At 45.4% G+C, this 25,844-nt stretch carries 22 protein-coding genes; 2 read left to right on the top strand and 20 right to left on the bottom strand.

Going from position 1 to position 25,844, the window contains the following annotated elements; all coding sequences use genetic code 11:
• Positions 1–5: 5 nt before the first annotated feature.
• The 4 genes from prsK to AC0L6N_RS14655 all read right to left on the bottom strand — a co-directional run bounded on the left by prsK (position 6) and on the right by AC0L6N_RS14655 (position 6,455).
• Entirely contained in the window at positions 6–2,024 is a 2,019-nt protein-coding gene (prsK, locus tag AC0L6N_RS14640) for an XrtA/PEP-CTERM system histidine kinase PrsK (protein ID WP_011576032.1), read from the bottom strand.
• A 60-nt stretch (positions 2,025–2,084) separates the two neighbouring features.
• Entirely contained in the window at positions 2,085–3,209 is a 1,125-nt protein-coding gene (locus AC0L6N_RS14645) for a beta-ketoacyl-ACP synthase III (RefSeq protein WP_011576033.1), read from the bottom strand.
• A gap of 423 nt (positions 3,210–3,632) precedes the next feature.
• Entirely contained in the window at positions 3,633–5,006 is a 1,374-nt protein-coding gene (gene glpT, locus AC0L6N_RS14650) for a glycerol-3-phosphate transporter (protein ID WP_011576034.1), read from the bottom strand.
• Positions 5,007–5,153: 147 nt separating this feature from the next.
• Positions 5,154–6,455, bottom strand: a complete 1,302-nt coding sequence (locus AC0L6N_RS14655) for an MFS transporter (RefSeq protein ID WP_473475483.1) — start codon at positions 6,453–6,455, stop codon at positions 5,154–5,156.
• A 252-nt stretch (positions 6,456–6,707) separates the two neighbouring features.
• Between AC0L6N_RS14655 and AC0L6N_RS14660 the strand changes: the two genes are divergently transcribed.
• Positions 6,708–9,104, top strand: a complete 2,397-nt coding sequence (locus AC0L6N_RS14660) for a fatty acid cis/trans isomerase (protein ID WP_473475485.1) — start codon at positions 6,708–6,710, stop codon at positions 9,102–9,104.
• 89 nt (positions 9,105–9,193) lie between these two features.
• Here the strand turns inward: AC0L6N_RS14660 and AC0L6N_RS14665 are convergent, their stop codons facing one another.
• The 3 genes from AC0L6N_RS14665 to AC0L6N_RS14675 all read right to left on the bottom strand — a co-directional run bounded on the left by AC0L6N_RS14665 (position 9,194) and on the right by AC0L6N_RS14675 (position 11,465).
• Positions 9,194–10,003, bottom strand: a complete 810-nt coding sequence (locus AC0L6N_RS14665) for a PEP-CTERM sorting domain-containing protein (protein ID WP_473475486.1) — start codon at positions 10,001–10,003, stop codon at positions 9,194–9,196.
• Positions 10,004–10,238: 235 nt separating this feature from the next.
• Entirely contained in the window at positions 10,239–10,487 is a 249-nt protein-coding gene (locus AC0L6N_RS14670) for a hypothetical protein (RefSeq protein ID WP_011576038.1), read from the bottom strand.
• Positions 10,488–10,568: 81 nt separating this feature from the next.
• Entirely contained in the window at positions 10,569–11,465 is an 897-nt protein-coding gene (locus AC0L6N_RS14675) for a LysR family transcriptional regulator (protein WP_473475488.1), read from the bottom strand.
• 115 nt (positions 11,466–11,580) lie between these two features.
• On the opposite strand from AC0L6N_RS14675, the gene AC0L6N_RS14680 reads away from it, so the two are divergent.
• Complete coding sequence (locus AC0L6N_RS14680) at positions 11,581–12,213, top strand: NAD(P)-dependent oxidoreductase (protein ID WP_473475489.1); 633 nt, start codon at positions 11,581–11,583, stop codon at positions 12,211–12,213.
• Positions 12,214–12,317: 104 nt separating this feature from the next.
• Here AC0L6N_RS14680 and AC0L6N_RS14685 read toward each other — a convergent pair whose 3' ends face one another.
• From AC0L6N_RS14685 to pstC, 13 genes are all read right to left on the bottom strand, one after another.
• Positions 12,318–12,848, bottom strand: coding sequence for a CC0125/CC1285 family lipoprotein (locus AC0L6N_RS14685; protein WP_011576041.1), 531 nt, complete (start codon positions 12,846–12,848; stop codon positions 12,318–12,320).
• A gap of 334 nt (positions 12,849–13,182) precedes the next feature.
• Positions 13,183–13,656 (bottom strand): MgtC/SapB family protein, encoded by a 474-nt coding sequence (locus AC0L6N_RS14690; protein WP_011576042.1) that lies wholly within the window; start codon positions 13,654–13,656, stop codon positions 13,183–13,185.
• Between the two features lie 455 nt (positions 13,657–14,111).
• Entirely contained in the window at positions 14,112–15,461 is a 1,350-nt protein-coding gene (locus AC0L6N_RS14695) for an alpha/beta hydrolase family protein (RefSeq protein ID WP_011576043.1), read from the bottom strand.
• A gap of 104 nt (positions 15,462–15,565) precedes the next feature.
• Positions 15,566–16,009, bottom strand: coding sequence for a PaaI family thioesterase (locus tag AC0L6N_RS14700; RefSeq protein WP_011576044.1), 444 nt, complete (start codon positions 16,007–16,009; stop codon positions 15,566–15,568).
• Between the two features lie 369 nt (positions 16,010–16,378).
• Complete coding sequence (locus AC0L6N_RS14705) at positions 16,379–17,302, bottom strand: hypothetical protein (protein WP_011576045.1); 924 nt, start codon at positions 17,300–17,302, stop codon at positions 16,379–16,381.
• 10 nt (positions 17,303–17,312) lie between these two features.
• Positions 17,313–17,963, bottom strand: coding sequence for a hypothetical protein (locus AC0L6N_RS14710; protein WP_473475492.1), 651 nt, complete (start codon positions 17,961–17,963; stop codon positions 17,313–17,315).
• A complete protein-coding gene (locus tag AC0L6N_RS14715) occupies positions 17,950–18,498 on the bottom strand; it encodes an RNA polymerase sigma factor (protein ID WP_473475493.1) in 549 nt (182 codons plus the stop codon). Before AC0L6N_RS14715 ends, AC0L6N_RS14710 begins: the two co-directional genes overlap by 14 nt.
• Before the next feature lie 74 nt (positions 18,499–18,572).
• Complete coding sequence (locus AC0L6N_RS14720) at positions 18,573–19,484, bottom strand: hydrogen peroxide-inducible genes activator (RefSeq protein ID WP_011576048.1); 912 nt, start codon at positions 19,482–19,484, stop codon at positions 18,573–18,575.
• Positions 19,485–19,719: 235 nt separating this feature from the next.
• Entirely contained in the window at positions 19,720–21,123 is a 1,404-nt protein-coding gene (locus AC0L6N_RS14725; protein ID WP_473475494.1) for an OprO/OprP family phosphate-selective porin, read from the bottom strand.
• 393 nt (positions 21,124–21,516) lie between these two features.
• Complete coding sequence (phoU, locus tag AC0L6N_RS14730) at positions 21,517–22,218, bottom strand: phosphate signaling complex protein PhoU (protein WP_011576050.1); 702 nt, start codon at positions 22,216–22,218, stop codon at positions 21,517–21,519.
• A 15-nt stretch (positions 22,219–22,233) separates the two neighbouring features.
• On the bottom strand, positions 22,234–23,106 hold the full coding sequence (pstB, locus tag AC0L6N_RS14735) for a phosphate ABC transporter ATP-binding protein PstB (protein ID WP_473475496.1): 873 nt from the start codon (positions 23,104–23,106) through the stop codon (positions 22,234–22,236).
• Between the two features lie 12 nt (positions 23,107–23,118).
• The gene (pstA, locus tag AC0L6N_RS14740) at positions 23,119–24,444 is read right to left on the bottom strand and encodes a phosphate ABC transporter permease PstA (RefSeq protein WP_473475498.1); all 1,326 of its coding nucleotides are present in this window, start codon (positions 24,442–24,444) and stop codon (positions 23,119–23,121) included.
• Between the two features lie 2 nt (positions 24,445–24,446).
• The gene (gene pstC / locus AC0L6N_RS14745) at positions 24,447–25,841 is read right to left on the bottom strand and encodes a phosphate ABC transporter permease subunit PstC (protein ID WP_473475500.1); all 1,395 of its coding nucleotides are present in this window, start codon (positions 25,839–25,841) and stop codon (positions 24,447–24,449) included.
• Between the last annotated feature and the right edge of the window lie 3 nt (positions 25,842–25,844).

Below are 25,844 nucleotides of genomic sequence, written 5' to 3' on the forward strand. Positions count from 1 at the left end.
TTCTATTAGTTCGCTGGTATGTTCAACGTAAAGACTGTACCAACATTCTCTTCACTTTGAACATGTAAAAAACCACCTATTTTCTCTAAAAACGTTTTAGCATCATAAGCACCTATGCCCATACCGGCATTGCCTTTAGTGGTATCAAAAGGCGTAAATAAGCGCTGCTGAATAAAACTCTTGCTCATACCCGAGCCATTATCTGAAATAGTCACCACCATATTTTCGTTTTGTGGGGCATGGCAGACATCTACCCGCACAAAACCATCGTCGGCGGTGGCTTGTTGCGCGTTGCTGATCAAGTGATACATCACATTGGCGAACTTTTCTTGGTCAAGCACAACATCTATTTCACTATCGATTCTCAATTCTGGCTTGGGCAAGTATGTTGCACAGCGCTGTTCAATGACGTTTTCGATACACCCCGACAAATTGACTAACCTGTGCTGACTCGCTGGCTCTGCATTCTTCTCTGACAACTGGCGTAACATTTTATCCATGCGAGCCTTGGTGTGATGCAGCGTTTCAAAGGTATCCTCGATAAATTCGGGGTTATCCTTATGCTGCTCAGCATTACACAAAATTAAGTCAATTTGTGCCAAAACATTTTTCAAATCGTGCAACACGAAAGCCGACATACGGGTGAATGCAGCGAACTGAGCATTTTCAGCCACTTCTTTTGCGGCCTCATGATGAAATAAAAAGTTAGTGATTTGCGCGGTCACCGCAGTAAGGTAGTCACGTAATTCCCAATTTAAACTGCGCGATGTGTCATTGGTGTTGCCCATCAACACTAACCCCCACAGCGTATCGCCTCGATAGATAGGGATAACCAATTGGAATGCAATTTTATTCAAGGTCCCGTGATTCACTTTTAAGCCCTCGTACACATAGGGCTTGGTGCGCAGCTCCGCCATATCGATGATCCAGTTTTTCTGCTCAAAAAACGCAAAAAATTGCCTCATCACTTCGAGCTGCTCTTCGCATAAAGGTTCAGCGTCTACATCTGCTAGGTATTCTACTTTGCTATCGACTCGCTTAAGTAGCAAGCCAGATTGGTAATCCATCGCCTGCAAAAAAGCGTTTAGCACAGTTTGATAAACAGCCTGCCCAGACTGATTACTTTCTAACGATTTGGTTAACTTGACCCACTCATAACGATAGTCAAACTGATTGGCAAAAAAGTGTTTGGTAATAAACACTTTGACCTTGGTGCGAAAGCTCGTTGACAAAAATACCGTGGCAAGCAACGCCAACGACAGGAATATGAGCGCGACTTGGATTGAAGTACTCCACTCTCCCCCGTAGTATTTCACCACATAGCCGATAAGCGACATGACAAACAAATAACACCCTGCCACCAGTAGCAAAGAGCTGTGCAACACCACCTCACGACTAACAAATATGTCAACGCCCCAATGCTGTACACGGCGTATAGCAAGCACCAGTAGCGGGATCATAGCGGTGTAAATAAAGCCTCTGGCGGCGATATACGTCAAGTCGATTTGCTCGACCATAAGCGCGTTGGCGAAGGTGACAAATTCAAACAGGTTTGTGGCGCCTAAGTATAAAATTAGCGGTTTAAACGCCCAACGGTTTTCACCTGATTGGCGATAGATAATCTCTAATAAAACCAACACTTGTAGTGCCAGAATGGTTTGAAGTAAAAACAACCAACTGTCGTTAACATCTAGAAACAGAGGAATAATTATGCCAGTAATTGGCAACGCCAGAATTAACCATGTTTCAGGGCGCTTAAGCACGCCCACCAAGCTGGTAAAGTTGTCTTTTAAACACGCCGCCAGAAATAGCAGCCAGAACAATTGTTTGACGTTATCAAAAACGATGAGACGCTCTACGGTCAATTCGCCAATAAAAAAAGGTGAAAGGGACCACACACACGTAGCAGCTGTGGCCAATATTAATAAATATTTAGCTAAGCCCGACTTGCGCGATGTTAACAATAACAGCAGCAACAGTGCGTAACCCAAAGCACTGGCTGCATATCCCCAAACTGCTAGCATAATGGTGTTGTCCCTGACGTGATTGCTATTGTGTTTTTCAAGCGCCTTAGCGTAACAAGGTTACCTTTTTCTGACTAACAAACTGCCGATTGAATATCCTGCGCCAAATGAACACAGTAAACCGTAATCCCCGGCCTGTAAGTCTTTGTGGTGTAGATTGAACGCAATGATTGAGCCAGCAGATGCCGTATTGGCGTACCTGTCTAATACAATCGGTGCTTCTTCAACAGTCGCTTCACGGCCTAGTAGTCTTTTACTGATAAGCGTGTTCATGTTGATGTTTGCTTGGTGTAACCACCAACGCTTCACATCAGCACTGGTTAACTGATGTCGCTCTAAGTGCTCGCTAATATGCTCAGCCGCCATAGGGCACACCTCTTTAAAAACTTTACGTCCTTCTTGATGAAACAGCTTATCTGCTCCATAGGGGTCAACATCGTTAGCCCGGCTAACATAACCAAAGTTTGAGCGAATATTATTTGAATATTGAGTAATCGCTTTGGTACTTAAAATATCAAACACGTGCTCAGACGTCGCGGTATCTGCATGCTCCACCACCATAGCGGTTGCCACGTCTCCGAAGATAAAGTGGCTGTCACGGTCACAATAATTGACTTGTGGTGAAGTCAATTCAGGGTTTATCACTAATACCCCCTTTGCCGTTCCGGCACTGATCATTTCATAAGCACGATGCAAAGCGAATGTTGCTGCTGAACACGCCACCAGCATATCAAAACCAAAACCTTTGATCCCCAAAGCGCCTTGCACTTCGATGGCTAACGCGGGATAAGAGCGCTGCGTATATGCACAAGATACAATCACTACGTCGATATCTTCAGCGGTTTTATTTGCCGCTTCAAGGGCCAGTTTAGCCGCATTGATCGCCATTTCGGCCTGATCAGATAATTCTTCTTCACCGCGCTCAGGAATGATGGGACGCATACGGTTAATATCCAGTACGCCATCTTTCATATAGCAATAACGGCTGCGTATACCGGATGCTTTTTGAATAAATTCAGCACTAGAGAAAGGTTTCGCTGTTATCGCACCTGATTCAATCTCATCGGCATTTTGCTCATTAAACTGCTGAGCATACGCATTGTACGCATCTACTAACTCTTCGTTTGAGATGCTATGTGGTGGATTCCATAATCCTGAACCACTGATCACTACAGAATTTGTCATGTTTGTTTTTCCACTTGAAATATCTCCTTAGCTTATCGCTTTGGCGAGGAAATGTCATGAGCGTTCAAACGTTTACCTCTTCTATCATGCATATAATCAGCCCATAAATAGATTTGTAAGCGCCCATCGCCCTTAGATTAGGGGCTCTAGAAGGTAAAGAGAACACAGAAGTTCTGTAACAATTATCGACAACGAACTGACGATATTAGGTTTTTTGGATCTTAAAGGAAGTGCCTAGTCTTGTTGTATGCTAAGTAAGTTCACGCTGCGCGAGAGCTGCCTGCAAAGCTCTCCCATCTCTAGTCTCAACAGGGGTGAAACAGAGAGGGGCAGACTCTGAGTTTGTAGAAGCTATAAGTTGAGTGCTAAAGGCTAGCACCCAACTAACGGCTTAAGCCTAACGCTGATGGTCTAAGGCTCTTACTATTGACTTTCTTGGAGTTGAGCGCCTTCTTCCCGCTGATGGCTTTCATGTGCGACTTCGTGTTTTAAGGTTAACGCGATAAGTAAAATAGCGCCTATGCAACCGCCAACCAATAATACAAAGCCACCGTCCCAGCCGAAATGGTCAACCGTATAGCCAAGCGCAATATTGGCTACAACTGCTCCACCTAAATAGCCAAATAACCCGGTTAAGCCAGCGGCAGTGCCAGCAGCTTTTTTAGGTACCAGCTCAAGAGCGAATAAACCGATCAGCATGACAGGCCCATAAATCAAGAAGCCAATTGCCATTAGAGCAGCGATATCGATGGTCGGATTACCTGCCGGGTTCAACCAGTAAACCACAACTGCCACCAAGACCAATAACATATACAATATGGCCGCAGGTGCTCGTCGACCTTTAAACCATCGGTCGCTTATCCAGCCACATAATAGGGTGCCGGGAATACCTGCCCACTCGTAAAGAAAGTAAGCCCATGAGCTTTTATCAAATGAAAAGTCTTTTACTTCATACAAGTAGGTAGGCGCCCAATCAAGCACGCCGTAACGTATTAAATAGACAAACGCATTCGCCACAGCGATGAACCACAACAATTTGTTATTCAGTACAAACTGCATAAATATTTGCTTTGCCGTTAGTTCTTCTTCATGGCTTTGAGAATACTGAGCAGGGTAATCGTTTCGATACTCTTCTATTGGCGGCAAACCACATGACTGGGGTGTATCGCGCATTACAAAATAAATAAACACGGCAATTAAGCTTGCTGCAGCAGCCGGCATATAAAAGGCACTGTGCCAGTCATTGAACCACGCCATACCTAAAATAAATATTGGACCAATCAAGCCACCGCCAACATTGTGCGCAATATTCCAAAACGAGACCGTTCGGCCTCGTTCATTTCCTGAATACCAGTGAACCATGGTCCGCCCACATGCTGGCCATCCCATGCCTTGTGCCCAACCATTGATAAACAGCAACACAAAGATACTAGCAACACTTTGGGTAGCCCAGTCGGCGAAACCAAATAGAAACATTACGCCGGAGGATACTAGTAATCCTGTCATCAAAAAATAACGGGGGTTACTGCGGTCAGACACACTGCCCATTAAAAATTTGCTCAGGCCATAAGCAATAGAGACCGCCGATAATGCAATCCCTAACTGGCCCTTGGTAAAACCTTGTTCTTCAATCAGAAAAGGCATTGCCAAAGAAAAGTTTTTGCGCACTAAATAATAACCAGCGTAGCCCACAAAAATACCGATAAACACTTGCCAACGCAGGGCTTTGTATTCTTTGTCTATTTCTTCTTTGGGGAGTCGAGGTTGGTGTGAAGCAGGTTTAAAAATACCAAACATAGATTTACTTTTTACTTATAATTTTGCTAATTAAAACAGATGTTAAGCGTTAATGATATGTTGCGAATATGACATTTTGACGTCCCTTAGCGACACAGCAACATTTCGACGACCTCAATAGCGCCTTCATAATGTTGACGTCGGGTCTTAATTTTTAGGGCTTGCAGCCGATGCCGAGCGCAATTTCTTGACCTTTTTAGCCAATAGTAAAGCGCAAAAACAGCCAACAAACATAATCGCGGCAATAAATAAAAAATAATACGCAAAGCCATTATGTCCGGCATCCAGCATACGACCGGAGATCGATGCAAAGAAAATATCAGGCGTAAACCCCAGTACTGATATGATCCCGACAGCAGTGCCGGTCGCCCCCATACGAATTTGACTCTCGTCTACCAGCGCGAAGTAAATTCCACGCAAAGCGAATACTGCAAAAAAGGTAAACAGCAACATGGCTAACACCAGTGTTACTCCTGCATTGAAATGCGTCATCCACGCAATCGCCGCAAAGACCGCCCCCAGTGCGGCAAACAATAAGTAAGTCATTTTACTCGTACGCAAGCGATCGGCGAGTAACCCTGCCCCAATCGCGGCAACGGGGCGCATATAACTGGCAAACGTAATAAACTTGGCACCTTCCACTTGTGACCAACCATAGTGCTGCACGACGAAAAGGCTGTAATTGTCCAGCGCTTTATAGCCACAATAAGCGCAAATAACGATCCCCCCTTGCAGCCATACCAAGGGATTAATAAGCGTCGAAGCGAATGACAAACCAGGTGCTTGTTGCTGCTGTTGAGCGTACGTGTCAGATGGATTATCAGCTTGAGAACTGACAAAAAACCAAGTTAACCCAGCTGCTAATGCTGTTAACGTGCTGTAGTAGATAATCAGCATGCCCATAGCATCGAACGCTTCAGTTGAGCTGTTGAAATCGCCTTGCGAGCTGAATGTCCCAAGGCTCAATAACAATATGCCTACACTGGCAAACAGACTTGCCGCTAACCCACGCCCCCCATCGAGCAAACCAAATGCGAACCCTTGACGATGGGGCGGAGCCGAAAGCCGAGTGGCTTTAATCATCGCCGCCCAAAAAACCAAAACAGTGGTTGCGCCCCAATAAGCAAAAAGCAGTGTAAGTCCCAAATGACTCGGCCTGCTGAGTAAATATAAGCCCCCCGCCGCTGTCGCCAACAGTGAAATGCTCATAAGGCGATTTGGGGGGTACTTGTCAGCAACTATGCCTCCGGGGAAATATGACAGCATAGCCACAACGCCATAGACAGCGAAAATATCGCCTAATTGGGTGTTTGTTAGCTCGAACGCTTGTAGGAACGTTGGTCGAAAAAAGCGTGCTAGATGAAAAGGTAAAGCGAAAATCAACTCTCCCGCCAGTATAATAATGAGGATATGACCGAATACCGATGTCACCTTTTCGTCGCGCTGCATAAATTATCGAATGTCTGTCAAAGAGTTCACGGTAGGGTTCCTGCTTTGTGTATCACTGTCAAGTAAGTACATAATTGCCCCCTTATAATGCGCGACTGGCGCAGAGATAAATAAACCTCAAAGCACTCAAATTGAGTGATTCTCAGTTGAGTCGGTATCCGCTAAAGGGTAAACTGCGCGGCAAACACACACGCTACCCCACACCGCTCGGTTTTAAATAAACACAGAGTGACTGCCTTAGTTGGACTCTTTATGCAAAATACACATTCCAGATGGATTAAAATATTCATCGCCGTCATTCTCGTCTGTTCGGGTTGCACGACCATTGCCAATCTTGATTTCAACAAGCTTTATGGCCACGAAGCCCCAGTGAACCGCGCACCAGCCAGTGTCACGCAAGCGTTATTAGAAAGCCCTGCCACCGCATTCTACCAAACCAAAGTAGCACCCGTAATTGAAGGGCGTTGTGTTGTGTGCCATGCCTGCTACGACGCCCCTTGCCAGCTTAAGATGAGCTCGCCAGAAGGAATAGATCGCGGCGCGAGTAAAGAAGTTGTCTACCATGGCTCGCGTATACTTGCCGCCACGCCAAATCGATTGTTTTTAGACGCATTAGATTCTCCCGACTGGCGCGAGCGTGGCTTTTATCCTGTGCTAAATGAGCGAGAACAAACCCCTAATGCCAACACGCAGGCGTCAGTTTTAGCAAAAATGCTGAAGCTTAAACAGCAACACCCTTTACCTGACGACAAATTATTAGACGAACGCTTCGATGTCTCTATCGATCGCAGCCAACAATGTCCTACCATTTCGGAATTTGATGGCTATGCCACAAGCCAAGCCTTTGGTGGAATGCCCTACGCTCTCCCAGAATTAACCGGTGAGGAGCACAATATACTCATGAGTTGGATAGAGAGCGGCGCTTATATGCCTGCTCGCGCACCACTGTCTGAAGCCCAAGAGACAGCGATAAACTCGTTAGAAGACTTTTTAAATGCTGACGATTTGAAAATGCAGTTAAGTGCTCGCTACATTTATGAACACTTGTTTAGCTCTCATTTGTACTTTAGTGAGATAACCGCGCCTAATACCCAGCCACAGTTTTTTAATCTTGTGCGTTCAAGAACGCCATCAGGGCAAGCTATTGATGTCATTCCGAGTCGCCGCCCTTTTGATGAGCCAGGGGTAAAGCGCGTTTATTACCGCTTGCAGCCTGTTATGTCGACCATAGTCAACAAAACACACCAGCCTTATGCTATTCACAAAGCACTCACCGACAAATGGCAGAAGTGGTTTGTAGACGCTGACTACACAGTGACCGAGTTACCTAGCTATCAGCCAAAAGTAGCGGCAAACCCGCTAACGGCTTTCACTCAATTACCGGAAAACGCGCGCTACCGCTTTATGCTCGAGCGTGCACAGAACACCATTATGGGTTACATCAAAGGGCCCGTTTGTCGTGGTCAGGTGGCGTTGAATGTCATCAATGATCGTTTCTGGGTTTACTTTGTAAAACCAGAAGTGGCAGATTCACCCAAGATACACGCCTTCTACGAATCACAAAAAGACAACCTTCGCCTCCCTGCGGAACACGAGAGCACCGCATTTGCGGTAACTTGGCTTGAATATGCCTCACGACAAGGTGATTACATGCGTGCACGGCATGATTTCATGGCAACCGCCTTGGAAGATGGCCAGCATTTCACTGCTAACGATATATGGGATGGTGACGGTGAAAATGACAACGCCACGCTGACGGTGTTTCGTCACTTTGACAATGCCACCGTCATTAAAGGCTTAGTGGGTAAGCCTCCCAAAACCGCTTGGGTTATCGACTACGCATTACTAGAGCGTATTCACTACCTGTTAGTCGCTGGGTTTGATGTGTATGGCAATTATGGCCATCAATTGATGACGCGCCTGTACATGGACTTTCTGCGCATGGAAGGTGAATCAAACTTTTTGGCCTTTTTACCGCCTGAAACGCGTCACGAAGAGTTGGCTTCTTGGTATCAAAAAGCTGGGCCAGAGCTAACCGAATTTGTTGAGGGTAAAATCAACCCGTTCGACCAACCTAGTGGTATGCAGTTTAAAACCCAGCACCACAAGAAAGAACTATATGATATTTTTGCTGAACATGTGAAAGACGTGCAACCCAGCCGTTACCGATTACAAGACAGCGAATTAGGTCAAAATAGCAAAGCCCTGCTCGGACAATTAGCCAACATCAAAGGCCAAAGCGCCTCAATATTGCCCGAGCTGAGCATGATCATGATCGAGCCCACAAACAGTGATAAACCAGAGATTTTCACCTTGGTCAGAAACAGTGCGCATTTCAATGTGAACAGCTTGTTTTCTGAAGATGCTAATCGCGACCATGCCAATGATGACGTAACGTTAGTACATGGGTTACTTGGTAGTTATCCCGATGTATTCTGGCGGGTAAAAGAAGCAGATCTGGCCAAATTAGTGGCGAAAGCTCAGCAAATTGAAAACGAACAAGATTATGAAGCCTTCTTGGATCTATTTGCGGTAAGGCGCACAACCAAAGATTTTTGGGCATTCAGCGATAAACTCAATCAAACCTTCATGGAGCACAACCCGATCGAAGGTGGACTGCTGGATTACAATCGATTAGAAAACCGTTAGAGATTAAATTAAGGAATAAGGGCTGCTACCTCAATCATCTCATTGAGGTAGCAGCCCTTTTAATTAGCTTTTTAGTGACTCTTTAGCCGTTATCTATTTTGTTTTCTACGTTTGCGCAACCCTGCGAAACTAAGCGCAAATACACCTGTAAATAAGCATGCAAAAGTCGATGGTGCTGACACCGGGACACTTCCAACCACAATATCAATTGAACTGGTGGCCAATTCTCCACCATTTGCATCTAGTACCGTCAAGTTATAAGTAAACATGCCCTCAGTAGCCGCATCAAGCAGGCCAGAATAGCCAAAGCCGCGATTCTGAGAATTCTGCGCAACACTATAATTACTTAAATTAGAGGCGTAGTTAGCAACATCCACTAACCCATCACCATTCGCAGTGCCGCTATCGCCCAGTTCGTTGTCAGTCTTTAAGGTAATGATATCGAAACTGACAAAGTCAGTGCCGGCTGTGGGGTCTACATCAAACTCAAACAGATAAGTAAAATCATCTAACATCGCGCCCGATGCGTTAGCGCCCGCGTCAACATTCACCGCGTACTCGAAATTAAATACTGAACGATTTGCAGGTAATAAGCTTAAGGTAGGGTCAAATGTATAAGTACGATCGCCGTCGTAGTTAAAGGTATTTTCAGGACTTCCGGAAGCGTTATATCTTAGCTTTCCTCGCAGGGCTACTTCAACGCCATTCAATGCTTCCCCTGTCCACGAGCCGTTTGCATTACCATCGCCAAAAATGACGTCAGGCGTAATATTGCCTGTACCATTGATGGGTGTCGCTAAAGCATTAAAAGACAAACTGAGTACAGCGGTTAAACTCAGCAGTTTGGCCATCTTAGTGATCAAGTTAGAACGTATTTTTTTGCTATTATTCTTCTGCATGTGACATTCCTTTTAGTAAAATCACAGCCTTACCAGCAAGAACAACACCACTTTAATTTTAACTTATGTATCAGACATTTAAAAAATCACAAAATACGAACGGCAGGCAAATGTAAATTAATTTGACAGAAAATTAACATAAATCACTATTTATAGTTTGAAAAGCAGTGAAATAGCACTGGGTCAAAATATACTCATCCTGAACTAAAGTACAAATACTTCACCGCGCGCCACTTTAAGGTTTACTGGTTTCAAGCGTCTCTTGGCGCTCACGTTCATACTCTTCAAAACGCTTGGCCTCCACATTTTCACACTCTCTGAATTGTACGTCAGAAAGTGCTGAACGCTCGCATTCACTCTTCTGATAAGACTGCCCTGCTTTGTAGAGTTGCTTATTCGTACAGGCAGATATCATCATCAATATCGCAACTGACACTGTCACCTGAGGTAAATAGCGCGATGTATTCTTCTTATGAGTGAGCATATAAAGCCTTTTTTGATAAATTTTAAAGAATTCTATCTATTGATATACTCAATCCTATAAAAGTTCATATTTCAATATTCATCAATTTGTAACCCGCACTATATCCGCTTGCCAACGCTCGACGAGAAAATCAATAAAAGCCCGCACCACATTTTGCTGGTGGTCACGAGACAAATACACCGCCCACAGATTACTGCCAGGTGTGTTGTAATCAGGCAGCACTTGAACCAGTTCACGGTTCAGCAAATAATGATTGGCCAAATCACTTGGTAAACACGCAATGCCTAACCCGCGCAGCGCCGCCTTTAAAATAACGCCCATTTCATTGGCTTGTATGTTGCCTGATACAGGGACTTTTTCGTCGCTTGTTGCACTGACCACCCGCCAATGAGGGTTACTACTGTGAACAAGACAATTATGCGCGAGCAAATCACTGGGTTGATTCAATTTGGCGTGCTCCGCAATATAGCCAGGAGTTGCACACAGAACGCTATCGATGTGCATTAGCCTTCTAGCGATTAACTGCTGATGTGGTTGATCAATGTAGCGTAGCGCAATATCGACTCGCTCATCCACTAGCTGCGACAGCCCATCAGATAACACCATTTGAATATGGGTTTTGGGGTGAATAGCCACAAACGCTTGAATGGCATCAAACAGCATATTTTGACCAAGGCCAATTGGGGTCGCAACTCGAATGGTCCCAACGAGTTCGTGGTTGTGACTATGAGCACGGCTTTCCAGATCCGAAACCGAACTGAGTATTTGCTTAGCAAACCCCAACGCTTCTTCGCCTTGTATAGTCAAACTCACTTTACGTGTTGTGCGATGAAACAAGCGTAAACCTAACCATTGTTCAATATCTTGAACGTGGCGAGTCACTTGCAAACGACTTAATCCAATACTATCTGCCGCCTTAGTAAAGCTGCTACAACGCGCCACTTCCATAAAGCTTTGCAATGATGTGATCCGGTCCATTAGCATCTCAAAGTGAAACAATATTAATCATTAACCTGTATTTATCACTTTTTTCAACACAAGTAAACTGGCTTCACTTTCTTAATGCAACACAGTGAACAATTGGAGAAACAATATGAAAATCGCAGTTTTAGGTGCAACAGGTTGGGTTGGTAGCACAGTAGTAACAGAAGCGAAAAGTCGAGGACATGAAGTAGTGGCAATCGTACGTGATGCTGCAAAGTTAAACGCTCAAGACGTTACCTCCCGGGTTTATGATTTACAAAGCACTGCAGATTTCGCGCCTGTCGTTGCCGATGCGGATGTAGTTATCGCGTCTGTTAGTGGGCGCGCAGCAGGTAACCATGAAATAGTCGCAAAAGCAGCTGAGCGCCTACTGGCATCTCTTGCCAACAGCAGTAAACGTTTAATATGGGTAGGCGGCGCCGGTAGTTTAGAAATAGCGCCGGGTGTAGCGCTTGTTACCTCACCTGACTTCCCTGCTGAATATAAAGATGAGGCCATCGCCCAAGGTGAAGCCCTCGATGTATTTCGCAGCACTAAATCGAAAACACCCTGGACCTTCGTTAGCCCTGCGGCTGTGCTCTACCCAGGTGATAGCGAGGGACAATTTCGTATTGGCGGTGATGCATTTTTCACCAACAGTGACGGTGAGAGTAAAATATCGGTCACTGATTACGCCAAAGCCTTAGTGGATGAAGCAGAAAATGCTGAGCATGTAAATCAGCGCATTAGCGTCGCTTACTAATTCGTACTCTGTGACTAGCAAAAATAAAATAGCTCAACGTTGTTGGCGTTGAGCTATTTTCAGGTAAATTACAGCCTCGAAGTCAAACTCGGCAGTTGAGTATATTACTCCTGTAATGTGTCTTTCTTCGGCCCTAAATTTTCTGTCACTTGCGTCGCGTCAAAACTGGTACCTGAATTAGGTTGTGCCCCCTTACCCATCTCAATATTTAATATACTCTCAATTTCACTTTGCTCAGAGCCGCCAATAAACACGCCTGTCTCGAATTGACTGCGGGGAAAGCGAGAGGTCCGGCAGGTCAACGCCCCACAGTCGGTTACTGTGGCGTAGCGGCGGCTAAAACCAACCTGCGGGCTAAGTTGCACGTTTTCTTTATCCACTAAGGTTTCCCTGTCTGTGACTACGAACCAGTCGTAACCTTGCTCTAAGGTCAGTTCCGCGGCGCGCAACATGGCGTAATCCATTGCTTTTGATTTGTCCGTGCCTCGGCCTTTAAAGTTCACGCGATATTGAGTGTCAGTAAATTTGCTTTCGGTATAGCCAAAACCCCCTTTGGTCGCTTCACGATAGTCAGGCTGACTTTCACAGCCACCTAGCAGAATCGCAGTGAGTAATAGCACTATATTCGTTTTCATTTTTGTGTCCCTCTTTTGGCCGGAGCCACCCAGCGTCTCATGATTGCCTGATGGTTTAGTTTGATGTATTGCACGCGACGTTATGAATTACTTTACCTTGTAGTTTTCGTTTTTTCGCCTTTCTATTTACCGTTTTGGTTGGTGTTTTGTAAAATGCAAAAACCAGCGTGAAACTGAGTATAACATCCAGTGAACAACAAAAACGTGCTCCCCCAGAAGCTGAAATCAATTGTGTTGTTTCAAACGACCTCAATCATGCACGCTCCTGTAGCTCGTTTCGCCGATCCAAAACCCCTTGCGGTTTTAAGCTTCAACACTCTGCGTTCCAACGGGCTTAATCGTCTAGGTGCTTCGCTCTTTGAACCTTGACGCTACGGGCGAACCGGAAAATGCAGAAATTCATCAAGGATAAAATCAGCGCAATTTCGTAGTTTTGATAGGCCACTGCCACACCTATCGCCCCAGTATTCCATATGCCCGCTGCGGTTGCTGTGCCACTGGCGCCATTTTCTTGCTTAAAAATAGCGCCACCACCAATAAAGCCGATCCCCGTGACGATACCATACATCACTCTTGCTTCTGCCTCGCCGTCACCTTCAGCATAAGCATTCATAGCAATGAGCATAAACGCGCACGACGCTAGTGCCACCAGAGGAAAGGTACGCAGCCCCGCGCCTTTTGAACCACTTTCTCGGTTCAAGGCAATGGGCAACGCAAACAGAAATGCCAGGCCTAGCTGGAACAGGTGATACACCACCAATTGAAGATCGATTTCAAAATTAATAAGATGCTCAGGAATAATATCCATTTTAATGCCCTGCTTTGTGTATAAATGCTTGCTGTTTAATGCTTTACATTGCAACGCCTTGTATTTCAAAGAAGCGTATTACTGTGTAGTAAAGCGTTTGTAGTAGAGAGCAAAGCAAAAGCAGCGCCAGATAAATATTAATTAAAAATCATGAGCTTATGAAAAAAAGAAGGCGTCAATCAAGCGAATAGGTAGGAGGCTGTGTAAATTTTACCGTGATATTTAACCGTATTATTTAACCATGTGTGTTCCCATGACAAGTGAATCAAGAAAGATGAGAGTAGAAAATGAGAAAAACGAAGAAGCAGATGAAAGCGGTAGATAAGAAGCTGAAAAAAATAGCGTTTACAGTAAACGCGGAACCACCATTGTAAACACAGCGCCGTGTTTACAATGGCAAAACAAATCTACCATCCCACTTACCAATCCATAGCCTAAGGGAGTTACTATCGTTGTTATTTTTTAGGCGCTAAGGTCTCGAAGTGCAGTCCTTTGGCCGTGCGGTTTCCAAAGCCTTTCCAATAAGTATGTTCTGGTTTCGGCTCACCTTCTTCGTCGAGGGCGTAAACACCGCCGTTTGAATCGGGCACAATATCCAAATACGCTTCTTTAGACGTATCGTTTTTCAAGTATTTATCTAGCCATGCGGTCACAAAATGCTGTGCAATATTGTTCATGCGTGCATTGTCCCAAACAGCATCGATATAATGCTCACTGATATTAAACCCTAATTCCTTATCAAACATATAGGACTCTTCTGGTGCCGGCATCACCGCACCCGCATTATGATTGGCATTATCATAGGTCAGAAGTGAGCGATTCACGTTGCTAGCCCCCTGCCAAATGGCACGAACGCCGTTCTCATAACCCGATACGTCGTCCTGAGAGCCTGCAATGAGCAACATAGGCACACTGATTTCTTTAAGGGTATCATTACTAAACATGTGGTAATTCATACCCCATGGCGCAAACGCTATAACGGTCTTTAAACGCTTGTCTGCCCCTGACTTAATGCCTGACTGATGACGTTTGAGCGTACCAAACGGCGGGCTTTGCTTGCTCGCTACCACTTGTTCAGTTACCCCAGCCCCGGCGTTAATCACCGCGCCGTAGCCTCCCATTGAATACCCGATTAGACCGGTGTCAGAGGTATCAACTAAACCGTACAAAAATGAATCTTTGTCTTTCGCCATGCCCTCTATTTGTGATAACACGAAAAGCTGATCCACTGGGCGATTAACTAAAGTCGAAGAAAACGCCGCTTTAGTGCGATAAGTTGAGTCGGTGTGATCGATAGACACCACTACATAACCCTTCGAAGCAATATTTTCAGCTAAGTGCGCGAGCAAAAAACGATTCCCCGGGTATCCATGTGAAATAAGCACCAACGGAAAAGCGCTGTCAGTCATTTCAGGCTTAGCATCTCGCACAGCCTTACCCTGTAAATCCACTTCGGTTTTACCATCACGTATATAAGCCTTAAGAGTAGTATTGCCCGTACTGCCTTTTTGCGCTGGGTACCAAACTTCTAATGTAAGCGGCCGATCGTAACGGGGCAACGTTGCGGGCTCTGGTTTAGTGGGGTCGAGTTTTAGCATCTCAATCTGATTCGGGTTCGCCACTTCAAGCTGGCGTACGCCAATGCTGTGCTCACCATAAGCAGCAAGCTCAGGGGCATCAGGGCGCTGGGTATCAATTCTATTTTCGGCAAATGCAGTTACATTTACCCCTAACGCTAATACGACGACGGCACCTTTGAGCCATATATTTTTCGCCAAGTGACTAGTTACACCCTTAAAACCCATTACCTACTCCAAAAAATAAAAAGGCGATTATGCCCACAAAAAATGACACTTTGCAGACAATTAGCATGCTGCTGTGCAAAGCATCTACAAAAAGAAAAAACTGGCTAGGACGCCCTAGGTCGCATAATCATACAAGTCGCGGACGCATAAGCATAAACTTTCCCCGATTCATCAATTAGCTTACCTTGTGATACGCCGAGTGAATTTGACATACTGATGACCCTGCCTTCTGCTTTTAACGGTGTGTCTTTAGGCACGGCCTTGAGCATTTTCACATTCAAATCAATTGTCCCGTAACCGACGCCCACGTCCAACATACTATGCACGGCACATCCGGTAACCGAATCCATTACTGTCGCAGCGAAGCCGCCATGAACGCCACCTAATGGATTAATATGTCTATCATCGGCGGTAGCCTCAAAAATGGCCACGCCCTTTTCCACCGAAATAAATTTCATTGGGATAGTGCTCGCCATATTGGGATGCGGCAAATCGCCCCTGGCAACGGCCTGCATCATTTCAAGACCCGTCATGTTTGCAATATTCATCTTGATACCCTTTTCAAATTAATACTTATGCTCGAATTAATAACCACATTAGCGGCTGGCGAAAATCAAGGCTCCATCATGCTTGAAAGCATCGACAGCTATAAACGAACAACAATTTATGAAACGAGCAGGACAATTACCAATAAGTGTCGGTGATAAAGGGTTATATAGGGATTGAGATAAAAAGATTATATAAAGCTGTTTACAGAAAACTATTTAAAGAAAGCTATTTAAAGAAAATGGCGGTTGTATTTTTAGCTATCTACACAAAGAGGCCGCTAAATTTAGGTTATAGCCGCCTCTTTGTAAACATTTGATTACTGATGAAAATGAGCGAAATACAATAACGCTCTAGTGATGATACTAAACCTAAAAAGCATACACTTGGCTATTGTTCAGCAGTGCCTCGTGATTGATTTTATCTTTTACACAAGCCTGAATGTCGCTGTGCTTGAAGACGTAGACTCGGTCTTGATTACTGTTGCTGGTCGATGAAGCAAAATTGCTAAGTACAAAATTTACATGCTCTTTATCATCAAGGGCGTTAAGCCCAGCACCATAGCGGCATAACACCTGGCCTAAATTCTGTTCGAAGTTGGCTAAAAAGCGCTTACGTTCTTGTTCGGCGGCCTCTTTTCGTTGTTGTAATTGCGCTTGGCGCTCAGTCTCGATTTTAGTTTTGTATCTTTCCACTTCTGTGCGTTTTGTTTGAAGCTTTTTGAGCTCAGCGTTTAACTCGCCTAACTGCTCTTCGATGCGAGCTTTACGTTCGCTGTTACTGTTGCTTTTTTCAAACTCAAGATCTCGGCTACGGCGTTCATATTCGCGCTGTTCCCGTGAAAACTCCCGCAGTTTTTCACCGAGAGACCGCAATTTACTGCTGGACTCCCGGGATAAATACTTAGCTCGCTCCATGGCGTCTTCTACTGCATCCTCAATTTCATCTTCGTCCATGTGAATGTCGATATCGAGGTCTTGCATGTCAAAAACGTTAGGCGCAAGCGGCGCGACAGGCACTGACGGGTGACCATCAGTAAAGAACACTTGCCTGCTACCGTAGCGATTTAAATCCAGTTTAAATACCACGCCTTGATTTTGCAGATAGGTATAGCCGATATCTCGTATACTCAAACTTCCTCTTTGGTTATCTTGCTTGAGTGCGGTTTGCAAAATACTGCTCATTATTTCCAGCTCGCCGGTCAAATCCTGCTTATTCGTGTCAGCTAAAACGGGGGATGACCACATGGCGACAAGCACTGTGCTGAGAGCGAAAATACGTTTAGACATGTTCATAGGGCTACCTCTACTGTTGAATACTTTCTAATGCGACGCCAGTCGCATCATGATAAACGTCTTGTTGTAATTGATTGAGTTGGCGCGCATAAAAGAGTTGATCATCGCTGCGCTGCTGATTAACAAACTTAATCAGTTCGGCAAAGTCTTCGCGGCGCTCCTTGCGACTTGAACTCAACAAATAGTTTGTCAGTTGGCTTGCGCTTTCTAACTGCTGTTGCTGCAACGTTTGTGCATACAAGGTAAATGCGTCTTGTTGATTTTGTTTAAACGCATCTAACTTGCTATCAACTAATTTCACTAATGCCTGTTCTGTCTGTCCTGAACCGAAGCGAATACGCAGTTCCCCCTCAGAAGTGGTGACTTGCGTACCCGTTAACACCAGCACAATAGCCAGCGCTGACGTCACCAAAGATACACCGGATAACCAGGACCCACTGTTATTGGCTTGCTGGGGCTCGAAGGTAGCGCCTTTATTCCACTGTGGAACCTCAGACGAGGAGTAATCATCAGCCCCTATTTTAACCATAGCGGCCGCATCTACCTGCTCAGCAAATTGACTATCTTGGATACAGCGCTGTTCAAATTCGTCCCGTTGTTTTGGGGTCAGTTTGCCCTCTAGCCACAAGGCCAGAAGTTCGGCGTTGTCATAGTTCGACATAATCCACCTCCATTAAGGTTTTCATTTTAGATAACGCGCTGTACAAACGAGACTTTGCCGTATTAACCGACATGCCCGTTTGTTCAGCGATTTCTTCAAAGGTAAAATGCCCAAAAAATTTCAGCTCTATCACTGATTTTTGTGCCAAAGGCAATTGCTGCATCGCACTGACCAATTGCGCATTACGCTGTGTGTTCTCTATATATTGGTCAACGGGTGCGGTGTCGCAGGGTATGTCCGGTGCATCATCAAGCCCTTGCATCGGGCGCTTACGGCGATAAAACTCGATGCAACGATAGTGAGCAATTCTAAATAACCAGCCTTTAAAACTCCCATCGCCCCGGTAAGTGGCAAGATTGCGAAATACCGAAATAAACACATCTTGCAGCAGATCCAGCGCGTCAGCGTTATTCCCGGTCATGCGCAGCCCGTAATGATAAACAGGCTTTTCGTAGCGTTTGAGTAGACTAAACCAGGATTTTTTATGTCCTTTCAGTGCTTTCTCTATTAACTGTTCGTCACTCTTCTCAAACACCAAATCGATTCCCTATTGTGTTGACTATAAATAAAGTCGAAAGGCCGGTTTGAAAAGTTTGAATAAAAGAAAATTTATTTTTTCAAGGTGGGGATTGGTGTCAAAGGCGCTAGCAATTCAGCTAAATAGCGAAACAAGCGAACACGTGTGGTTGCATTGCGCCACACAAGGCCAATTTCACGATATGCACTGTCTTCTGCCGGTAGCGAGACCAATTTTGAAGTACTCAGAATATGATTCTGTATGGCTAATTCAGGCATAAAGGTAAAGCCCAGCTTACTGTTGGCAAGCTGCACTAGGGTGTACAAACTGCTGGCGGCAAGTGTATTGACTTGCTCTTTATGGCGTAAGTTGCACGCACTTACCGCGTGACCGGTCATACAATGCTCTTGCTGCAGCAAAAAGACACTTTTGGCTGGCAATGCAGAAACATCCATAGGCATTGGCAAAGTATCCACTAAATCAGAATGGGCAATCAGATGAAACGGATCATGGCCAATCACCAACTGTTTGCAGCCTGGGGTTTCCATGGGCAAGGCTAAAATCAGTAAGTCCAAAATACCTTCATTTAACTGGCTGAGTAAATTAGTGGTGGTGTCTTCCTGAAGCTGCAACGTGATACCAGGTAAGTTTTGTTGCACTGCACTGATCAAACCCTCGAAAAAAAACGGCGCAATGGTAGGGATCACGCCTATTTTCAAGTTACCAGATTGCCAATCCCCGGCCGTTTGGGCGAAATCTACCAGCTCATTGGCTTCATTTAACAACCGGCGGCTGCGCTCAACTAGCTCCAATCCAAAAGGCGTAAAAACAAAGGTTTTGTGTTCACGCTCAAGTAATTGACAGCCAAACTGCTCTTCTAAATTCTGAATGGCAGTGCTTAATGTGGATTGGCTTACATGGCAATGATCAGCAGCTCGGTGAAAATGCTGCTCTTGGTGCAAGGTAACAAGATAATGCAGGTGTTTAAGATTAGGCCACTTCATGTGAGACTCATTAATAAAAACGATTGATAAGCCAAGTTTAAATCAAATATGCAGGCGTTTCTTGTTGATTTTGCATTCTTTTTTATTGCTCAAAAGTGAAAGTGAGGCGGTAAATGCTAAAGCCGCTCCTGACAACAGTATTGCCCGCGTTCGTTGACGTTAATTCGACAAGTCGCAGGCATTTCGCGAGTGCTATCTAGCGTCACAGATGACAATAAGCGATGTCCGTACCGGCTTAAAACCCTAGTTGTCCTCTTAAGCCAATAACATTTACAGAAAAGTCGTTTGGTGCCCCTTCTGCAATATTAAGGGCATCTGTGTAGGAGAGATGAGCATAATTAAATAGGAAGCGTACTTCATTTATGGGGGTCCAAATCAGCGATGCCATGTAGGCATCCTGTGCACCGCCCACTATACCTGCATCAACCAAGTCGAGTCGGTCAAAGCGAATGTTAATCTGCCACGCCCCTGTTCCACCATTGCTAACAGGGTCGTTTACTTTCACACCTTTAAACACGCCGCCTTTGTATTCGCGCGTGTCTTGGGTTAAATAGTAGCCAGCCTCTATAGAGCCACCAAAAAAGGTCGGGTCAGCAAATTCTGAACGAGTTACTTGAGCCCAATGAGTTTCAGCTACGACATGAAGACGCCCAGCAATGACCGCCGCTTCAAGACCATAACTGAATTCATCCGTTGCGCCAGAAATGTCATCTGTATTAATAAAACGGGTATCAACACTGTGAACAAACGGACGCTGACGGTATCGAATACTGTCAATTTCATTGCCTAAGTCTCGCACATGTACTGAGCTACCCAAGTGAATAAAAGTATCGTCGACAACGGTAGTGTATCCAACTCGACCATCCACGCTGAACGAATTATTACCATCGTTTAAATCATCAATGTTATCAGTAAACACGCCACCTTCGAGGAGAAAGTCGTTGAGCTTATAAGTAGCAGAAAGGCCCACTCGACGTTCAAAACCGAAGGCATCTGTGTAAGCTGCACGCTCTACAAAACTCGTATCATTACTGCTTGATAACTCTTCAAGCCCTTGGAAGGTATTGTGCTGACCGAGCGTAAGCTTTAAAGGACCATCTTCATAGGTAAAGTAGGCATCCGTTAGCTTTACGCCATCTAGATAATCAGCGATAAGTTTGTAACCGAAGCCCCCTGGCATCGTACCCTGAATCCCAAATCGAAGACGCCTAGCTTCACTGGAAAAACCTTCTCCTGGTATATCAATGCTTGAAGGCACAGACGAAAGGGTATTGAAATCATAAAGCACGCGCCCCTTGGGTTTAACACTCCACCCGCCATCGCCTTTAATCTCAGGGGCACCTTTCCACTTAATAGAGACAGGTGCTGCATCTTCATTAGCAACCACACTAGTATTCTGGTCTTGTTTCTGTCCTTTTTGCGCTAAGCCACCCTGCTCGGAGCCAACCTGCTTGGAGTCAACCGGCTCGGAGCCAACAGAGTCCAGTTCGCTGCGCAATGACCGCACTTTCTGCTCTAACTGATTGATGCGTTTAATGAGCGAGGCTAAATCTTCGTCACTAATAGTTTGTGCATCGGCACTAATGGGCAATAAGGCGACTAACGAAAAATAGGCAATTAGGGGAGATTTAATCTTCATATAAACGAATTCCAATTATACAGCCGTAACCTTATGCAAAGGGCAATGGTATCTAGCAATCAAATTATTAATGACTTCTTGTCTGATTGTCCCTGATTGCAACCTGCCATTGGCTAACACTATGGGTATCGAGATTACGACTTACTGTGCTTTATCAATGCCAAAAAACATACGATATTTGTTCGCATGTTCAGTATATGGGGCATTGTACTGAATTGCGCGCAATGTATGACACTTTTGTGACGATTGAATGACAAAATGACAGTTATGTGAATAATTTATGAAAAGTTGGCAGCGTGTGGAGAAAGCGACTCCAGCGAACGAAAGACAGAAACAAGGTAGAACCACTGAAAAACGCGTTTCAGGCGCGCGTTTCAGCCACGATAATAGGGATTAAGACTTGTTTAGTCTCTTTTCTATTTCATGCACACTGGTGTGACGCACGTCATACCCTTTGACCAGATATATAATGTGTTCAGCGATATTACGCGCATGATCGCCAATTCGCTCAATTGAGCGAAGCGCCCATAAAATATTCATAACGCGGCCAATCGAGCGTGGGTCTTCCATCATATAGGTGACAATTTCACGCATAGCGGATTTATATTCTCTGTCTACTTGGGTATCGGCCCGAGCGACATCTAAGGCTTTGTCCGCATCAAAACGAGCAAACGCATCCAGCACTGAATTCACCATTTTTTGTACTAATGCGCCCATGTGACGAATTTCTTCGTAACCACCTGGCGCTGCACCATCATCACTTAACGCAATGGCCATTTGAGCGATTTTTTGCGCTTCGTCTCCCATTCTTTCTAAATCACGGGTCATTTTGGTGACCGATAGCACCATGCGTAGATCTGACGCTGCGGGTTGGCGACACGCTAAGATCATGGTGCAATTCTCATCGAGTAGTACCTCACGGCGATCGACATCGTCTTCCACTTCCAGAACGTGTTCGGCTAGCGGCCTATTAACAGATTCTATGGCTTTGACTGAATCGATAATCTGTTGCTCAACTATGCCGCCCATTTCTAGGACTTGGCTTTTCAGTGCTTCTAAATCAGAGTCAAAGCGCTGAGAAATATGGCGTTCCATATTATGCTCCTTAGGTTAACCGAATCGGCCGGTAATGTAGGCTTCGGTAAGCTCATGCTCTGGATTGGTAAATACGCGGCGTGTGTCGTTTACTTCGATAAGCCGCCCCATGTGGAAATAAGCCGTTCGACTCGACACCCTAGCGGCTTGTTGCATAGAGTGCGTGACTATGGCGATGGTAAAGTTTTGGCTTAATTCCGCCATCAGCTCTTCTATTCTAGCCGTTGCAATGGGGTCAAGCGCTGAACAGGGCTCGTCCATTAAAATAACTTCTGGGCTTACCGCTATTGTACGAGCAATACACAAACGTTGTTGTTGCCCGCCGGATAGGCCGGTGCCAGGAGAAAACAAGCGGTCTTTTACCTCATCCCACAGGCTAGCTTTACGCAAACTGTCTTCGACAATCTCATCTAACTGGGCACGTCGTGAAACCAATCCGTGCACTTTTGGCCCGTAGGCCACATTTTCGTATATCGATTTAGGAAACGGATTGGGCTTTTGAAACACAATACCGACTCTCGCACGCAGCGGTACAACATCTTGCTTTTTATGATAAATATCCTGTTCATCAAGCGTGACTTCACCATTAACACTGCAGTTTTCTATGGTGTCATTCATGCGATTAAGGCAGCGCAAAAAAGTGGATTTACCGCAACCTGATGGGCCAATCATCGCCATCACTTCATTGCGATTAATATCTAAACTCACGTCGTGGATGGCCTGCTTGTCATCGTAATACACATTCAAATTACGCACCGACATTTTAGCCTTCGCTGAAAAAGAGTTACCGACGGTTTTTTGCCCCAGGCCATGCTGAGAAAAATCTAAGGCCTGGCCTGTCTCAGCCATAGGGTCAAACAAACGGTTGTATCCTGACTTTGAATTCACTACCTATTCCTACTATTGATGACTGCGACCAAGACGATGGCGCAACCAAACCGCTAAGCCATTCATCGAAATTAAAAAAGCGAGTAACACCATGATTGCCGCTGAGGTACGCTCAACAAAGGCACGCTCTGGGCTATCTGACCAAAGAAAAATCTGTACGGGTAAAGCACTAGACGGATCCATTAAATCCGCGGGCACATCCACAATAAATGCCACCATGCCTATCATGAGTAATGGGGCCGTTTCACCTAATGCTTGGGCGAAACCAATAATAGCGCCGGTTAACACGCCGGGCATCGCAAGCGGTAAAACATGATGCAGCACAACCTGCATTTTCGATGCGCCAAGTCCATAAGCTGCATCTCTTATAGAGGAGGGTACCGCTTTAATCGCCGCGCGACTTGAAATAATAATGGTTGGCAAGGTCATCAAGGTCAATACCAATCCGCCCACCAATGGAACTGAGCGCGGCATATCGAAAAACCCGATGAAAATGGCTAACCCCAACAGCCCAAAAATAATTGAGGGCACTGCGGCTAAGTTGTTGATATTCACTTCAATGAAATCAGTGGCTCTATTTTTAGGCGCGTATTCCTCTAGGTACACCGCAGCGGCAATACCTATGGGAAACGACAAGCCAATGGTGACCAGCAACATATATAAAGAGCCCATTAGTGCGCTGCGAATACCCGCTTGCTCTGGCTCTCGGGAATCACCTGACGTAAAAAAAGTGGTATTGAACCTTTGCCTTACTTGCCCGTTTTCAATCCAGCGGTTTACCCAGCTTTGCTGCTGCTGACTCAAACGGCCAGTGTACCCCTTTCCGCCATGGGCAAGACTTTTGACGTAATTATCCACATCATCATCGACCGTTAGCCATATCCCCACGGATTGGTTAAATACGCTAGGTGAATCAGTCAAGATTTCCCTCAGGCTGTACACCGCCCCGGTACTGATCAAACTCAGCAATTGTCGCTTATCCACAGCACTCAATGATGCGGGCGATATACGTGCATTGTCTGCAAATAGCGCGTCCTGAACAATATTATCGTAGTTAGCATTATTGAATTGCTCGATAGCACCGGGCTGTGATACCTGCAAACGCTGGGGGGTAAAATGAACCTGTAAATGAATCTGGGTCTTAAAAAAAGCACCATGTCCTTTGCTGATAATATCGCTAAACAGAATGAGCAAACAGGCAAAGCCAAATAGGATGGCCCCGATGCCGTACACACGAAAACGCCATTCAGCGCGCTTACGTTTAGCAAGATTCCGGTTAACTAAGTCGATGGTGCTAGGTACCTTAGTAAAGGGCAATTTGTGACTGGCTTTACCCATGATTATTCGTACTCTTCACGATATTGGCGCACCACGTACAAGGCCACATAGTTGAGGGCTAACGTCACGGTAAACAGCATTAAGCCCAAAGCAAATGCAGACAAGGTTTTAGGGCTATCAAATTCTTGATCGCCTACTAATAGCGTGACGATTTGCACGGTAATAGTAGTCACTGACTCAAGTGGATTTGCCGTAAGATGCGCGGCCAAACCAGCAGCCATTACGACTATCATGGTTTCACCAATCGCCCGTGATGCCGCCAATAACACCCCACTGACGATACCCGGCAACGCCGCGGGAATCACCACCCGCTTGATGGTCTCAGACTGTGTTGCCCCTAATCCTAATGACCCATCACGTAGTGACTGAGGCACCGCTTTTAAAACATCATCGGATAAAGATGAGACAAATGGGATGATCATCACGCCCATCACTAAGCCTGCAGCCAGCGCACTTTCAGAGGATACCTCTAAGCCGAGAAAGCCGCCGGATTGACGAATAAACGGTGCCACGGTCAGTGCCGCGAAAAAACCATACACAACCGAGGGTATACCCGCCAAAATTTCAAGCATAGGTTTGACGATGGCGCGCAATCTTGGGGTAGCGTATTCTGATAGATAAATCGCTGACATCAACCCCACTGGTACGGCAATCAGCATGGCAATAAAGGAAATAAGCAGTGTTCCTACAAACAAGGGAACCGCCCCAAAAGCACCGGAGGCGCCTACTTGATCAACACGCAATGCCGTCTGAGGGCTCCAATGTGTGCCGAATATAAATTCAAAAAAGCCCACAGATTGGAAAAATCGCAAGGATTCAAATAATACCGACACCACAATACCGATAGTCGTCAAAATAGCGATGCTAGCGCACAGTAGGAGTGTCCATTTGAATATGCGCTCTACTTGTTGACGCGCCTTCACTTTGGGTTTTATTCGCGCCCAACATAACGAAAAAGCCAAAAACAAAGTAACCAACACCACGACCGATAGACTAAGCTGGCTAAGTTGCTGCCATCGCAAGTAATCTTGCCCTGCTTGAATGAGGTAATCTGGCGTGCTGCTGCTCAGTAACGCATTAGGATACAAGGCTAGATTAATCACGGTATTGACCATCAAATCAATTTCGCTTGCGGGCAAGGCTTGCACCGATTCTGGTAACAAGTTCACAATAGCGGCGTGAACTGCGTAATCATCGAGGACAGTCCAAGCAAACACGATCAACAAGCAAGGCAAGGCGCACCAAAGCGCGCTAAGCATGCCGTAGTAATAAGGTAACGAGTGGAGCGCAGGCTTTTTGCCAGCTCGATAGGCGATATCAGACGCACGATTACGCACTAAAATATAAGCGCCTGCAGCACATAGAAGGGTCAGAATGATGAGTGTCGGGGTTTTCATAGC

The sequence above is a fragment of the Paraglaciecola sp. G1-13 genome, assembly GCF_055809255.1.

Coding starts and splice junctions, on each gene's coding strand:
- prsK (WP_011576032.1), bottom strand. CDS start 2,024: ATGCTAGCAGTTTGGGGATATGCAGCCAGTGCTTTGGGTTACGCACTG.
- AC0L6N_RS14645 (WP_011576033.1), bottom strand. CDS start 3,209: ATGACAAATTCTGTAGTGATCAGTGGTTCAGGATTATGGAATCCACCA.
- glpT (WP_011576034.1), bottom strand. CDS start 5,006: ATGTTTGGTATTTTTAAACCTGCTTCACACCAACCTCGACTCCCCAAA.
- AC0L6N_RS14655 (WP_473475483.1), bottom strand. CDS start 6,455: ATGCAGCGCGACGAAAAGGTGACATCGGTATTCGGTCATATCCTCATT.
- AC0L6N_RS14660 (WP_473475485.1), top strand. CDS start 6,708: ATGCAAAATACACATTCCAGATGGATTAAAATATTCATCGCCGTCATT.
- AC0L6N_RS14665 (WP_473475486.1), bottom strand. CDS start 10,003: ATGCAGAAGAATAATAGCAAAAAAATACGTTCTAACTTGATCACTAAG.
- AC0L6N_RS14670 (WP_011576038.1), bottom strand. CDS start 10,487: ATGCTCACTCATAAGAAGAATACATCGCGCTATTTACCTCAGGTGACA.
- AC0L6N_RS14675 (WP_473475488.1), bottom strand. CDS start 11,465: ATGGACCGGATCACATCATTGCAAAGCTTTATGGAAGTGGCGCGTTGT.
- AC0L6N_RS14680 (WP_473475489.1), top strand. CDS start 11,581: ATGAAAATCGCAGTTTTAGGTGCAACAGGTTGGGTTGGTAGCACAGTA.
- AC0L6N_RS14685 (WP_011576041.1), bottom strand. CDS start 12,848: ATGAAAACGAATATAGTGCTATTACTCACTGCGATTCTGCTAGGTGGC.
- AC0L6N_RS14690 (WP_011576042.1), bottom strand. CDS start 13,656: ATGGATATTATTCCTGAGCATCTTATTAATTTTGAAATCGATCTTCAA.
- AC0L6N_RS14695 (WP_011576043.1), bottom strand. CDS start 15,461: ATGGGTTTTAAGGGTGTAACTAGTCACTTGGCGAAAAATATATGGCTC.
- AC0L6N_RS14700 (WP_011576044.1), bottom strand. CDS start 16,009: ATGAATATTGCAAACATGACGGGTCTTGAAATGATGCAGGCCGTTGCC.
- AC0L6N_RS14705 (WP_011576045.1), bottom strand. CDS start 17,302: ATGAACATGTCTAAACGTATTTTCGCTCTCAGCACAGTGCTTGTCGCC.
- AC0L6N_RS14710 (WP_473475492.1), bottom strand. CDS start 17,963: ATGTCGAACTATGACAACGCCGAACTTCTGGCCTTGTGGCTAGAGGGC.
- AC0L6N_RS14720 (WP_011576048.1), bottom strand. CDS start 19,484: ATGAAGTGGCCTAATCTTAAACACCTGCATTATCTTGTTACCTTGCAC.
- AC0L6N_RS14725 (WP_473475494.1), bottom strand. CDS start 21,123: ATGAAGATTAAATCTCCCCTAATTGCCTATTTTTCGTTAGTCGCCTTA.
- phoU (WP_011576050.1), bottom strand. CDS start 22,218: ATGGAACGCCATATTTCTCAGCGCTTTGACTCTGATTTAGAAGCACTG.
- pstA (WP_473475498.1), bottom strand. CDS start 24,444: ATGGGTAAAGCCAGTCACAAATTGCCCTTTACTAAGGTACCTAGCACC.
- pstC (WP_473475500.1), bottom strand. CDS start 25,841: ATGAAAACCCCGACACTCATCATTCTGACCCTTCTATGTGCTGCAGGC.